Consider the following 13,489-nt stretch of genomic DNA (forward strand, 5'->3'; position numbering starts at 1 on the left):
AAACGTACCCCATCCGGGATACGTTTTTCATTACTCGCCTAAGCCTTCTTTTATAATAGTCTCAGATAGTGCTTCAATAGCTGCATCTGCGTCGCTACCTTCTGCTGTAATGGTAATCTGACTGCCACTTGGAATACCTAAAGACATAACGCCCATAATAGACTTCAGGTTAACTGATCTGCCTTTATATTCTAAGTTAATATCACTGTCAAATTTACCTGCTGCTTGAACTAAAACTGTTGCAGGTCGTGCATGAAGACCTGAGTCACTCGTAATAGTAAATACTTTTTGTGCCATGATTCATTTCTCCTTTTTATCAACAATATGTCGAAAAACTATTCTTGTACTTCCTTCTTCCATAATCCTACCATTACTGCTGTAATAATTGCACCAATTAAGATCGCAAGCAAATATAATAATGGGTTTCCATCTACGACCGGAATGACGAAGAGTCCTCCGTGTGGTGCTCTTAAGCCAATTCCAAAGAACATCGTTAGCGCACCTGCTACTGCAGAACCAACTACAATCGACGGGATAACACGCCCTGGGTCAGCTGCTGCAAATGGAATCGCACCTTCTGTGATGAAGGATGCTCCCATAATATAGTTTGTCTTACCTGCTTCACGTTCAGACTTGGTAAACTTTCGCTTAAAAAATGTCGTTGCTAAAGCAAGCCCTAATGGCGGTACCATACCACCTGCCATAATGGCAGCATGTGGCGTGAAATTACCAGCGTCAATCATTGCTATACCGAATGTAAATGCTGCTTTATTAATAGGTCCACCCATGTCAACAGCCATCATACCACCAAGAAGTAATCCAAGTAAAATCGTTGCGCTCCCTAACCCTTCAAGCCATGATGTTAAGGCATTATTAAGTTGTACAACAGGGTCAATTACAACAAACATCATCAATACACCGGTAATTAGAATACCAAATAAAGGGAATAACAGAACTGGCTTAATTCCTTCTAATGATTGAGGAAGTCCTGAGAATAGTTTCTTTAGTAATACTACAATATATCCTGCTAAAAATCCTGCAATTAGTCCACCTAGGAATCCCGCTCCACCGGTTGCTGCCATGAATCCACCAACCATACCTGGTGCAAACCCTGGACGATCCGCAATACTCATCGCAATAAATCCGGCTAATACCGGAATCATTAGTCCGAATGCATTTCCTCCACCAATGGTCATTAGTGCTTCGGCAATTGGGTGGTAGGAAGGATGTTTAGGATCAAACGCTTCAATTCCGAATAGGAAAGATAACGCGATTAGGATCCCTCCCCCAACCACAAATGGTAGCATATTGGATACACCGTTCATTAAATGCTTATAAAATCCTGTGCGTTCAGAACGGCCACCAGCTGAATCTTCACGTTCCCCGCCACCTTGAAAAATAGGTGCTGAGCCATTTACAGCACGATCAATAAGTTCTCTAGGCTGTCTAATCGCTTGTGCTACAGGAACCTCAATAACGGGCTTTCCTTTAAACGGTCCCATGTCCACTTTTGTATCGGCAGCCACGATAATAGAATCTGCTTTTTCAATTTCTTCTCGTGTCAATTGATTTTTCACACCACTAGAACCATTCGTTTGGACTTTAATATTAATGCCCATTTCCTTCGCTTTAGCTTTCAGTGAATCTGCTGCCATATACGTATGAGCAATACCTGTTGGACATGCCGTTACGGCTAACACTAATTTTGAACCTGATGAAGTAGGTTGTTCATCCACAATTTCAGCTTGTTCTTTTTCATCTATGGCTTGGATAACTTCATCCTTTGTTTTAGCTATTTCAATCTTCTGTCTAAACACAGGATCCATTAGGTAAGAGGATAAGCGTGATAAAGTTTCAAGATGTTCGTTGTTTGCTCCTTCACTTGCAGCAATCATAAAGAATAAATGACTTGGCTGCCCATCTAATGCCTCATAATTAACACCTGACGTTGAACGGCCAAACGCAATCGCCGGTATTTTGACTGATTTTGTTTTGGCATGAGGAATGGCGATACCTTCTCCAATCCCAGTTGTACTCTGAGACTCTCTTGCTAGGATTGCTTCAATAAACTCACGACGATCATTTAATCTACCTGCTGTAGATAAAACATCAGCTAACTCGTGGATAACATCTTGTTTGGATATTGATTTTAGGTCTAATATAATGGTGTCTCTTTTTAATAAGTCAGTAATTCTCATTGCCTTTCCTCCTCTATACTATTTCTACTTTTACTTGAGGTAGAATACCTTGGACAGCCTCTTTCGTACAAAGATCTGTTGAAAAGGCGGTTGCCGTCCCAGAAGCTACTCCATATCGGAACGCTTCAATAAGATCCCCATTAATTTTATAAGATGCTAAAAACCCTGCCACTGTTGAGTCCCCCGCTCCAACAGAGTTTTTAACAACACCAATTGGAACCGATGCAGTTGCAGTGAAATCCTTATTCACCAATACTGCTCCCTCGCCACCCATCGAAATCATAATGTTCTCGGGACCATCTTCAAGTAGTTTTCTACCACACTTAATGGCTTCCTCTCTTGTTGTCACCTCTTGCCCGACTAGTTCGGCTAGTTCGTGTTGATTGGGCTTAATTAAGAAAGGTCTATACTTTAAGACCTCATGAAGTGGTGGACCTGATACATCAATGACAAAGGGAATGCCTTTTTTTTCACAAACTGCTGCAAGTGAAGTGTAATATTCTAATGAAATAGAAGGTGGATAGCTCCCTGCAAGGACAAAAACATCATCCGTTTTTAGCTTACTAATGCTCTCATATAACGCCTGTTTTTGTACCTCGTTAATTTTTGGACCACTTCCATTAATCTCGGTTTCCACTTGTTCTTTTAATTTTATGTTGATTCTAGTTGGTTCCTCATGCTCAATGAATTGATGAGTAACTCCCTCTTGATCTAAGAATTCCTTAATATAACTACCTGTAAAACCACCAATGAATCCTAACGCCTTATTTTCCACCCCTAGCCTTGTTAACACACGTGACACATTAATTCCTTTTCCACCTGGATAGAAGGAAGAAACTGATGTACGGTTAAGTCCCCCAAGTGAAAAACGGTCAAGTCTCACAAGATAATCTATGGAAGGGTTAAGGGTACACGTATAAATCATGCTGCAACAACCTCAATTCATGTTTTTATGTTTAGGTTCTACGGACCTTAATTTTTTTCACATTTGAATAATAGCTGTCTTATAAACTACTTCATTACAGTTTTTATCATAACGTAAGCCCTTTCAAATTTCAATCAATAACTTTCAATAACAATCAATATTATTCAAACTCAATCAAAAACACTCAAACAAAAAGAGCTACTCAGTAAACTTTGAGCAGCCCTTCAATAAGTGTTATTCTTTATGGTTGTGACGGTGGTGATGCTTGTCCCAATTTGGAACATAGCCATTTGCTTCTAGCTCTTTGAATCGGGATTCCATTTTTTCAATGATTTTTGTCCCTTTTTCTTCGGTAAGCACACCAAACTCTATGTATTTCTTTATTATTTCTTTCTTCTGTTCTAGCATGTCTTCATGTAAAGCTTGCATTTCTTTCTTTTGGTCTTCAGATAGTTCGATCTTAGGCTTATTATTCACTTCAGATTCTGTTTCGGCATTTACAGATCCTAAATTGAAACCACAAGTCACAAGGAATATAGTTGAAATTAGTAATAGTTTTTTCACCAATTTTTCCCTCCTTCAATTCATATACATTCTTATTCTTCTGATGAAAGGAGTGGATTATGCATATTTTTGGGAATTTGTAAGCCATTTTTGAATAGTAGGTCTTTTGTATACTAGAGATATCAAATTTAAGATGAGAGCTGGAATCCTCTTAGGAAAGACGTTTCTTCGGTAAAACGTATGATACGCCCACTTAATATCATCCCATTGGCTGCAGTTTTTTGTTTGTAGAAAACGCGCAACATCAATTAATTTAATGTCCCCTGAATTCGTAATGAGGATATTTTTCAAATGTACATCAGATGGGTTTAACCCACATGTTCGTGCCTGCTCTAATGCCTCATCAATAACCTTTATATGTTCTTCTGAAATTCTCAATCCATATTGTAGGCAATTAAATATAGTGATTCCTTCTATATAATCAATGACAATGTAGTTCTCTCCCGATCCATGAAGGGTAGGAAAATAGCTATTTCCTGCAAGCAGTCTATAGATGGAAGCTTCTTCAATTGCTGTTCTCTCCTGTCCTGGAAGAAACACCTTTAGAGCTAAATCAGTGGAATTAATTCGAAATACGACCGCACTTCTTCCTTCACCTATTAAGGTTAAACTTGTATCGTATTTATGTAAGGTTGGAACTCCCTTTGATACTGAAAACATAGTCCCAGCAGCTAGCTCTTCGAATGTTTTCATCGTTTCCCTCCTGATTTTTGTCTTTCACCTTTACCATATTATATGTCAGGAATAAAGAAAAAGGCACAAATGTGACTTTGCGACTGACAATATATTGTTTGCTATGGCTCTTTTCTAAAACTTTGTGCTTTTCAAGCTAATATTTCTAAAAACCTCCTTTTTGGTACGTAACCACTGGACACTGTACCACCGAGTAAAAATCCGGCTTTTGGAATTTTACGAAAGCAACAAAATCTTTACGAAAACAGCCTTTGCTAAAAAAACAAGAGAAGAATAGGTCAACCCATTCTTCTCTTTACCATTTATCTATTTTGTCTAAATTCAGCTTTTATTTTTTCTAATACTTCTGGCTTTGTTAAAATATCTAAACCTGTTAGTGCCATAGTCTTCGCACCTAGGATCATACCTTCTTTCCCCATGTCGCTCATTGCCGCTTGCTGAAATGCAGGTGTATGAGCAGGCGTGCGTTCCGTCGCAATTTGGACATAAGGATGGATAGCTGGGACGAATTGACTTACGTTACCCATATCAAGCGAACCAGAATCTCCTGTTTGTTCCATAATCTCTGCTGGGTTTACACCTAGAGATACAAGGTTTTCAGTAAAAACATCTGACAGTTGCTTATTTGTAATCATATCATCGTAAGAAAGCTCATAGTTGGAAATTTCCACACGAGCACCCGTTGCAAGAGCAGCTGCTTGCGCACAAGCTTTTACCTTCTCTGTCACCTCATTCACGTAACCACGACTAGATGCACGGACATAAAATTGAGCAACCGCATAATCAGGAACGATATTGGCTGCTTGACCACCTTCAGGGATGATGCCATGTATTCTTACATCAGATTTTACATGTTGTCTTAATGCATTGATTCCATTAAACGTCTGTATAACAGCATCTAAAGCATTAATCCCTTCATATGGAGCTGCAGCCGCATGAGCAGCACGACCATGGAATTCGAACTGAATCGCATCCATTGCTAATGAAGTTCCACTTTTTTGATAATGGTCACTAGGATGTACCATCATTGCGACATCTAGATGATTAAAGATTCCAGCCTCTGCCATTGTAACTTTTCCACCACGTGTTTCTTCTGCCGGAGTTCCGTATACATAAACTTTACCTCCAGTTTCAGCAAGAATGGAGCTTAGTCCGATTCCTGCCGCCACTCCCATCGTCCCAATTAAGTTATGCCCACAAGCATGACCAAGTCCAGGAAGTGCATCATATTCGGACATAAATCCAATCGAAGGCCCCGGCTTCCCGCTGTCAAAAACCGCTGTAAAAGCAGTTGGCAGGTCACATGTTCCTACTGAAACAGAAAATCCATGCTTTTCTAGCTTTTCAGTAAGAATCTTACACGCCTTAAACTCTTCGTGCCCCAATTCAGGATTATTCCCAATAAATTCACTAATCTCATAAAAATCTTGTTGTAGTTCATCAATAGCAGCCAACACTTTTTCTCTCAACCAAGTCTCCCCCTTACATACATCCAATAGCTTTATTAAAAGCATAAACGATTTTATTTTGGATGTCTTTATTTTTATATAGATGGTGTTCTTTCTCACTTCTACATGGAAGTCATGTTTACATAATGCTGCATAAAGCAATCAGGGATGCTTTCCACATAGTAAGGAAATACTCCTTGATTCGTATGTAAATATAAAAAGCCATATTCATCTGACATTTCTCTGTACGAAACATCATATACATCTCTTAGTTTAAAGGTTTTAGAGGCTGTGACAATCTTGTCCTCATATAGCTCCATGAACTCTGTTCTTTTTATCTGCTTTTGCTCTAGCCTTATGATTTGTCGTTCGATTTTTATATAAGGCTGGGAATAGATCATTTTCAAACCTCCCCTTTATTTTTCTCTATATCAATATATCCCAAATGAATTAATTTATCGAAATTAAAGGCTCTTTTCTAAAACTTTGTTACTTTTTAGATTACTTTATCTGAAGTTGAACATATTCTTAGCGCTAAAATGAGGTATATATTGTTAGAAAAGAGCGGCTTTCTAGATGAAAAGTAGTAGACATCATACTAGTAAGTAAAAATTCGGCTTTTGGGATTTTTACGAAAGCAACAATTTATTCTATAAGAGCCAAATTAAATGATTGACGTACGTTATTTTCTGTCTTATAATTTATCTCATATTCACATATCTCAAATTAGAGATATATTAATTAAAAATATTAAAAAGCGAGGGATTTTTTATGGCATTAACTAAATGGGCAGTAGATCCTGCACACAGTGGAGTAGATTTTTCAGTAAGACATATGGTGATTTCTTCAGTAAAGGGTTCTTTCGACAGCTATACAGCCGAAATCGAAGCAGATCTAGCAGACTTAACAACAGCATCCATTTCATTCTCTGTTGACTTAGCGAGTGTTAATACACGTAATGCTGATCGTGACAACCACTTACGCTCTGCAGACTTCTTTGATGTAGAACAATTCCCAACACTGACTTTCACATCTACTTCTATCGAAAAGACAGACGAAGATGAATATAATGTAACAGGCGATGTAACTCTTCACGGTGTAACTCGTCAAGAAACGTTTAAAGTGGTGTATGAAGGTTCTGGAAAAGATCCTTGGGGTAATGAAAAGGTAGGTTTCAGTGCAACTGGTAAGATCAACCGCGGTGACTATGGTTTAACATGGAATGCAGCACTTGAAACTGGTGGCGTACTAGTAGGTGACCAAATTAAAGTATCGTTAGAAATTCAAGCTTCAAAAGCTTAATACGTTCTAAATAAAAACTCTTCAAGCACATCGCCTGAAGAGTTTTTTTAATTTGTTTTTACGATTTATTCCACTCATGCAGTTCTAATCTTCGGACTCCTTCAGCTACATAAGGGTCCTTTTCTGCTAATTCTCTTGCTTCTACTAATGAGTCAGCTTCATAGATAACCATCCCACCAGCACCATCAAGAAAAGGACCTCTTGCAAATATTTTTCCTGCTTGCTCTTGGCTCTCTAAGTAAGCTAAATGTTGACTACGAAACTTATCGTTTAGTTCAGGCTTTTCCATATATAAAATGGCTGCAAAATAAGACATGTCCTTCACTCCTTTTTATCATATTTTAATATAGGGAGAGAGGAGATGGTAGTTTTACTTTTGTGCATAAAGCGTGATTTTGGTGCAGAAAGTTTTAAAAATGTGCAAAAAACGATATATATGTGCACAAATTTCCAAAATTGTGCACATGTCGAGTAATCCTGTGCATATAGCAGCAATCATCCTTCACCGGTTCAAGACCAAAAAAACAGACTCACAATGAGCCTGTTTTCCGTGTATGGGTTTATTATATTTTATGAACGTTTGTCGCTTGAGGTCCGCGTTGACCATTTTCAATTTCAAACTCAACTTCTTGGCCCTCATCTAACGACTTATACCCTTCACCTTGGATCGCTGAGAAGTGAACAAATACGTCCTCCCCACCGTCTCTTTCAATAAATCCAAAACCTTTTTCACTGTTAAACCATTTTACTTTGCCGCGTTCCATTTTTGTTGCCTCCTAAGTATCTTAAAAAATACAGATTATAATGTTGCATCTTTATTATGTCCGAAAAATTGGTTTCTAAACAAAAAAAGAAAATTAACCTTGGAAAATATTAATCCACCCTGGCTGAATTTGGTCAAGATAAAGAATGGCACGTTGGCAGATTATATAGGAGGGACATGGAACAAAGTGTCCTTAGGCTATTAAATAAGGGGGAATCGGCAATGGGAATCTTGAGTGGTAATCCTAAAAATGAACCTATGCATTATGGTGAAGTTTTTCATGTGTGGAGTTACTTATCTGGAACAAACCAGATGTTAGCTTGTTACCAAACCTATTTAAACCATAATGGTGATGATGACCTTGATGATATTCTTCGTGATATGATCCGCTCTATGAAAGAAGAAATTAATCAGCTTGAAGAGATACTAAAGCCTAATGGAATAGCCTTACCTCCTGCACCACCGGAAAAACCAATTGCAAATATTGAAGATATCCCAGCAGGAGCAAGATTCTCAGACCAAGAAATCGCAGCTAGTGTTTCAATGGAACTTGCACAGGGAATAGTGATGTGCAGTCAAATTATGGGACAATGTATTCGAGAGGACATTGCTGCCATGTTTGGTAAGTTCCATACCACCAAGGCTGCTTATGCTGCCCGCTTATTACGTATTAACAAAGAAAAAGGCTGGTTAATTCCTCCGCCACTACACTTAAAAACACCAGAGCTTGCAACAGTTTAGCAACAAAAAACAGCTATCTACTACAGATAGCTGTTTTATTCTTTAGATGATAATTATACAACAAAAAATTACTAATTTATTGTATTACCATAAACAAAAGGCACATCCAGTGCCTTCAATTTACTCGTCAACCGCCTTCGATACAAGTTGCTTCCGAACTACCTATTACTTTATTTATTTCAGTTATTATTGAAATAAGTTGGTCCTTTGGAAGATGTTCTTTTAGTGCTTTTTTAGACCCAATGGGGATGTTGTATTTTATAAACAATTCTTTAGTTTCCTCCCAACTACTTGCAATACCTGATACTGGCATGTCTTCTGTAATAACCATCTTATACACCTCTCTTTCTATACATTTTAACCACTTTTTGTTACTGCTTCGTTAGTTGAAATACCTTACTCATCCTTTACCCGCAATAAACGCAGTCCGTTTAACGTTACAAGCAGAGTCGCGCCCATGTCTGCAAAGATGGCAATCCATAGGGTTAACCACCCTGGTATGACTAAGAGAAGGGCAACTAGTTTAATTCCTAGTGAGAAGGTGATATTTTGTTTAATGATCGTTAAAGCTTTTCGACTTAGCTTAATCGTAAATGGCAATTTTCGAAGATCGTCTGCCATTAATGCTACATCGGCTGTCTCTAATGCTGTATCCGTTCCAGCACCACCCATGGCAATTCCGACTGTGGAAGCCGCCAAAGCCGGTGCATCGTTGACGCCATCTCCTACCATCGCCACTTTCTTATAATCATCTCGAAGTTGTTTAATAAAAGACAATTTGTCTTGTGGTAATAACTCTGATTTAATTTCAGTTACACCCACCTGTGAGCCAATTGCTTTTGCCGTCTCATGATTATCTCCAGTTAACATGATGGTTTTCTTTATTCCCATTTGATGAAGAGCGTGAACCACGTTCTTGCTTGTTTCTCTTACTTCATCAGCAATACCTATAATTGCAAAGACCTTCTTTTCTGTCGCTGCTACAACAACGGTCTTGCCAGACTGTTGAAGGTTCTCAATTAGTTCTTTTTCTGTAAACTCTGTAACTGTACGAATATACTCAGGTTTACCAACATAATATACGACTCCGTTAACCTTCCCTTTAATTCCTTTACCAGTAACAGACGTAAATTCTTCTATGTCAATGGATTGGTAATCTAGGTTGTGCTCTTCAGCTTTTTTCATTATTGCGGCAGCTAATGGATGCTGTGATTTATTTTCAAGGGCTGCAATAATTTTTAAATCCTGATCTAGCTTTTGCTCATCCATACTAATCATATCTGTTACAGTTGGGGTTCCTTTTGTTAACGTTCCCGTTTTATCAAAAGCAATTGCCTTAATGGCACCCATTTCCTCTAGATGGATCCCACCTTTAATGAGTACACCATTTTTAGCTGCATTTCCAATAGCTGTTACGATAGATACTGGCGTAGATATGACTAACGCACAAGGACAGCCTACAACTAAAGCGGCTAACCCTTGATAAATCCATGTGCTCCAGTCTCCATTAAAGAAGAATGGAGGTATCACCGCAATACCTATAGCAATTAGAATGATTACTGGCGTGTAATATTTCGCAAAAACACCCACAAAAGCTTGTGAAGGCGCTCTTTCTGCTTGTGCTTCTTCCACTAAGTGAATAATCTTGGCTATTGTTGTATCTTCTATTTTTTTGGTTACTTTTACTTCAAGAATGCCTTCTTCATTCAACGTACCAGCAAAAACCTCATCTTGAAATTCCTTTGTAACGGGAACCGATTCGCCCGTGATGGCTGCTTGATTGACCGCAGAAGTTCCTTTTACGACAATACCATCCATGGCAATCTTCTGACCTGGTTTCACAATGAGCACATCACCAATTAAAATCTCTTCAACAGGGACTTTCATTTCCTGAGACCCTCTGCGAATAAGAGCTACTTTCGGAGCAATATCCATTAACGAGCGAATGGATTGACGTGCTTTGTCCATAGAATAGGCTTCTAGTGCTTCACTAATGGCAAATAAAATGATAACAGTTGCTCCTTCTCCCCATTCACCGATAAATCCTGCTCCAATAATGGCGATTGTCATTAACGTCCTCATATCAAACTGAAAACGAACTAAGTTCTTTACTCCCGTGATGAACAGACGGTAGCCACCGACAACCATTGATGCAACGTAAGCCAGGATGGAAACGATACTACCTTCACCGTACATATACCCCGCTGTCCAGCCCATTGCTAACAAAACAGCCGATAGTATGACAGTTGCATGCCTTTTATAAAATGGTTCACTTACTTCAGTAAACCTTTCATTTTCTCGAATGATCCTTAAGTTTTCAAAAGCACCGGCCTGCTCAAGCTTTTCAATGGATGTCTCACCATAAACCGTCAGCTTAGAGGCCCCGAAATTAACACTTGCATCTACAACACCATCCAGGTGCTGAACGTTCTTTTCGAACTTTTGCGCACAGCCTGCTCAGGAAAAGCCTTGTACGCGGTATACGGTTTTATTCGCTTCTTGTTGTATGCTTTCAGCCACGTAACGCCACCTCCTTGGAATGTGCTAACGCAATCTGAACTAGCTGTTTGACATGGTCATCATCTAAGGAATAAAAAACAAGCTTTCCTTCTTTTCGGTATTTCGCCAGTCCCATATTACGTAATAAACGCAAATGATGAGAAGCAGTTGCTGTTGTACTGCCAATAATATTGGCCACATCACATACGCATAATTCTTCTTCCATACAGAGCGCATAGGCTACCTTAATACGTGTATCGTCAGCTAACGCTTTATAGATTTTAGCAACACCATTAGTATTTTGCTGATTTAACTCCATCTTTACTCGATTAACTTTATCGGAGTCGTAACAAGTAATTTCACATGTATCCTTTTCTGTCACGTCAACCATCTCCTCTACATTCAAACATTCATTTGAATATTAGTATATGCAACAGGTAGGAATGTTGTCAAAATATTATATACAATTTATCAGATAAAAAAAGGCTATTTTTTTATAGATTGTTGCTTTCGTAAAAATCCCAAAAGCCGGATTTTTACATGTTAAGACAAAGTCTTGCTTTAAATTTAGAGAGTTGCTCTTTTCTAAGCTTTAAAAATCAGTTTAATCATATTAAATACGGCGAAATTGCAGAAATATAAGATTGAAAAGCAACAAAGTTTTAGAAAAGAGCCTAAAAAAAAGACCATAAACACTTTCAACTGTATGGTTGATGAGTGTTTATGGTTTTACGGAAAACTTTCTCCAAACATAGTAGGCAACAAGTAAACACAATCCAGCCAATGTGAAATATAATTTCTCCTGACCTTCCCAGCTCATGTATTCACTAACCGCATAAGCCTCTATAAAAACAGCCGGAATCTTACCTAAAAGGGTAGCTAGACCGAATGTACCGATTGACACTTTACTAAAAGAGGCAGCTATATTAACGAGACCAGAAGGAACAAAAGGAAGCAGTCTGAGTGAAAGTATTAAAACAAATGCCTCTAATCCTGAGGACTTTTGTAACTTCCCTAAGTAAGGAAGAGTATGTAGTTTCTCCCCTACTACCAACTTAATTCCTTTTCTATATAGGGCAAAAGAGATAATGCTTCCCATGACTTCTCCGACTAAAGAAAGGACCATCCCTTCCCATAGACCAAACACATATATATTCGCAGCTGTGATAAAGAAGCTTGGAATGAAGGCGAAGATACTGATAAAGATATTTAACAATACACTGATAAAATAAGAAATACTCCTATATTCAGTCATGAGCTCTGTTGCAAATTCAGTCATTGATAAAATCCTGCTTTCTTTTGTTTGCTCTATTATAAATGCTATTGGCAACAATGATAAGTACTTTCTAAACTTATTCATATGGCTTTTATCTTATAAGCAACAAAGTACTATAGAAGAGTCTAAGTAAAAAAGAACATGAGAGGTCATGTTCTTTTTACAGTAACTTTCTATTGGTGGCGCTTAATAAAATCTAAAATATGTAAAGCAATTTCTTCTCCTTTTTCTTCTTGTAGAAAATGGCCTGCATCTTGTATTGTAATTTCTGGTTCGCTTTTAGCTGATGGTATTAATTTTCTAAAAAATCGATCTCCCCCTCTAGTGATTGGATCCTTATCCGAGAACATGACTAATGTCGGCTTTTTCCAAGAAGCGAAAACATCTCTGGCTGCTCTTAATTCCTTGGCACCTGGATCTTCTTCATTCATAGGTACCAGTAGCGGGAACATAGCTGCGCCTGCTTTAAAACTGGCGTCTGGAAAAGGTGCTTCATATGCAGACAGTTCTTCACTTGTGATTGCGTTAGGGCTTGACATGCTTTTTTGTATCAATGCACCTATAGGTAAATCCTCTGTACGCTCTGCATATGCTCTCCACGCTAGAAAGCCTTTCGTAGGTGGAAGATCACCTGTAGGAAGACCCGTATTCATAATCACTAATCTTGCCACACGTTCCTCCATTTCTGTAGCCGTCCTAAGACCTATTAATCCTCCCCAATCTTGAACAACAAAAGTGATCTCATTAAGATTAAGTTTTATGATAAATTCCTTTAATGTATCCACATGCATTTGGAAGCTATATGCCTCCTTATCCGTATATTTATCAGATTTCCCGAAGCCAATAAAATCCAAGGCAATTACTCTATTATTTTGTGAAAGAGTAGGAATCATCTTTCTATATAAGTAGGACCAAGTTGGTTCGCCATGCAAACAAAGAAGAATCTCCCCTTCTCCTTCGTCAATATAATGGACACGTACTCCATTAATGGTTATGTAATTTGGCTTAAAGGGATAATCAATCAGATTCTCAAAACGGTCTTCGGGTGTTCTTATAATAGACATATTGAAAGCACTCCTT

Annotated in this window: 16 protein-coding genes; 2 read left to right on the top strand and 14 right to left on the bottom strand. The window is 38.3% G+C overall.

All coding sequences use genetic code 11. The features are described from left to right. Positions 1-30 precede the first annotated feature (30 nt). The 7 genes from LT143_RS09045 to LT143_RS09075 form a co-directional block, all read right to left on the bottom strand. Complete coding sequence (locus LT143_RS09045; RefSeq protein ID WP_246942516.1) at positions 31-297, bottom strand: phosphocarrier protein HPr; 267 nt, start codon at positions 295-297, stop codon at positions 31-33. Positions 298-335: 38 nt separating this feature from the next. Next, on the bottom strand, positions 336-2,198 hold the full coding sequence (locus LT143_RS09050) for a PTS fructose transporter subunit IIABC (RefSeq protein ID WP_246942518.1): 1,863 nt from the start codon (positions 2,196-2,198) through the stop codon (positions 336-338). A gap of 13 nt (positions 2,199-2,211) precedes the next feature. Then, positions 2,212-3,123, bottom strand: a complete 912-nt coding sequence (gene pfkB, locus LT143_RS09055) for a 1-phosphofructokinase (protein WP_246942520.1) — start codon at positions 3,121-3,123, stop codon at positions 2,212-2,214. A gap of 234 nt (positions 3,124-3,357) precedes the next feature. Next, the gene (locus tag LT143_RS09060; protein ID WP_246942523.1) at positions 3,358-3,687 is read right to left on the bottom strand and encodes a DUF2680 domain-containing protein; all 330 of its coding nucleotides are present in this window, start codon (positions 3,685-3,687) and stop codon (positions 3,358-3,360) included. 57 nt (positions 3,688-3,744) lie between these two features. Further along, complete coding sequence (locus LT143_RS09065) at positions 3,745-4,380, bottom strand: protein kinase family protein (protein ID WP_246942524.1); 636 nt, start codon at positions 4,378-4,380, stop codon at positions 3,745-3,747. A 302-nt stretch (positions 4,381-4,682) separates the two neighbouring features. Then, positions 4,683-5,849, bottom strand: coding sequence for a M20 family metallopeptidase (locus tag LT143_RS09070; RefSeq protein ID WP_246942526.1), 1,167 nt, complete (start codon positions 5,847-5,849; stop codon positions 4,683-4,685). Between the two features lie 101 nt (positions 5,850-5,950). Further along, the gene (locus LT143_RS09075) at positions 5,951-6,229 is read right to left on the bottom strand and encodes a hypothetical protein (protein ID WP_246942528.1); all 279 of its coding nucleotides are present in this window, start codon (positions 6,227-6,229) and stop codon (positions 5,951-5,953) included. 370 nt (positions 6,230-6,599) lie between these two features. Here LT143_RS09075 and LT143_RS09080 point away from each other — a divergent pair, with 370 nt between their 5' ends. Next, on the top strand, positions 6,600-7,130 hold the full coding sequence (locus LT143_RS09080; protein WP_246942530.1) for a YceI family protein: 531 nt from the start codon (positions 6,600-6,602) through the stop codon (positions 7,128-7,130). A 58-nt stretch (positions 7,131-7,188) separates the two neighbouring features. Here LT143_RS09080 and LT143_RS09085 read toward each other — a convergent pair whose 3' ends face one another. Next, positions 7,189-7,446: a YciI family protein gene (locus LT143_RS09085; RefSeq protein WP_246942532.1), complete on the bottom strand. Its 258-nt coding sequence runs from the start codon at positions 7,444-7,446 to the stop codon at positions 7,189-7,191. Positions 7,447-7,693: 247 nt separating this feature from the next. Then, the gene (locus LT143_RS09090; protein WP_246942534.1) at positions 7,694-7,894 is read right to left on the bottom strand and encodes a cold-shock protein; all 201 of its coding nucleotides are present in this window, start codon (positions 7,892-7,894) and stop codon (positions 7,694-7,696) included. Positions 7,895-8,115: 221 nt separating this feature from the next. Between LT143_RS09090 and LT143_RS09095 the strand changes: the two genes are divergently transcribed. Beyond that, positions 8,116-8,634, top strand: coding sequence for a DUF3231 family protein (locus LT143_RS09095; RefSeq protein ID WP_246942536.1), 519 nt, complete (start codon positions 8,116-8,118; stop codon positions 8,632-8,634). A gap of 127 nt (positions 8,635-8,761) precedes the next feature. Here the strand turns inward: LT143_RS09095 and LT143_RS09100 are convergent, their stop codons facing one another. The 5 genes from LT143_RS09100 to LT143_RS09120 form a co-directional block, all read right to left on the bottom strand. Further along, complete coding sequence (locus LT143_RS09100) at positions 8,762-8,965, bottom strand: hypothetical protein (protein ID WP_246942538.1); 204 nt, start codon at positions 8,963-8,965, stop codon at positions 8,762-8,764. 65 nt (positions 8,966-9,030) lie between these two features. Then, positions 9,031-11,154 carry a heavy metal translocating P-type ATPase gene (locus tag LT143_RS09105; RefSeq protein ID WP_246942540.1) on the bottom strand — a complete coding sequence of 708 codons (2,124 nt, stop codon included), beginning with the start codon at positions 11,152-11,154 and terminating at the stop codon, positions 9,031-9,033. Further along, positions 11,147-11,524 carry an ArsR/SmtB family transcription factor gene (locus tag LT143_RS09110; RefSeq protein WP_418909821.1) on the bottom strand — a complete coding sequence of 126 codons (378 nt, stop codon included), beginning with the start codon at positions 11,522-11,524 and terminating at the stop codon, positions 11,147-11,149. The genes LT143_RS09105 and LT143_RS09110 overlap by 8 nt, the downstream gene beginning before the upstream one ends. A gap of 330 nt (positions 11,525-11,854) precedes the next feature. Next, complete coding sequence (locus LT143_RS09115; protein ID WP_246942544.1) at positions 11,855-12,412, bottom strand: TVP38/TMEM64 family protein; 558 nt, start codon at positions 12,410-12,412, stop codon at positions 11,855-11,857. A 170-nt stretch (positions 12,413-12,582) separates the two neighbouring features. After that, positions 12,583-13,473, bottom strand: coding sequence for a haloalkane dehalogenase (locus LT143_RS09120; RefSeq protein WP_246942546.1), 891 nt, complete (start codon positions 13,471-13,473; stop codon positions 12,583-12,585). Positions 13,474-13,489 lie beyond the last annotated feature (16 nt).

The organism is Bacillus pinisoli, assembly GCF_023036475.1.
GTDB lineage: Bacteria > Bacillota > Bacilli > Bacillales > SA4 > Bacillus_BS > Bacillus_BS pinisoli.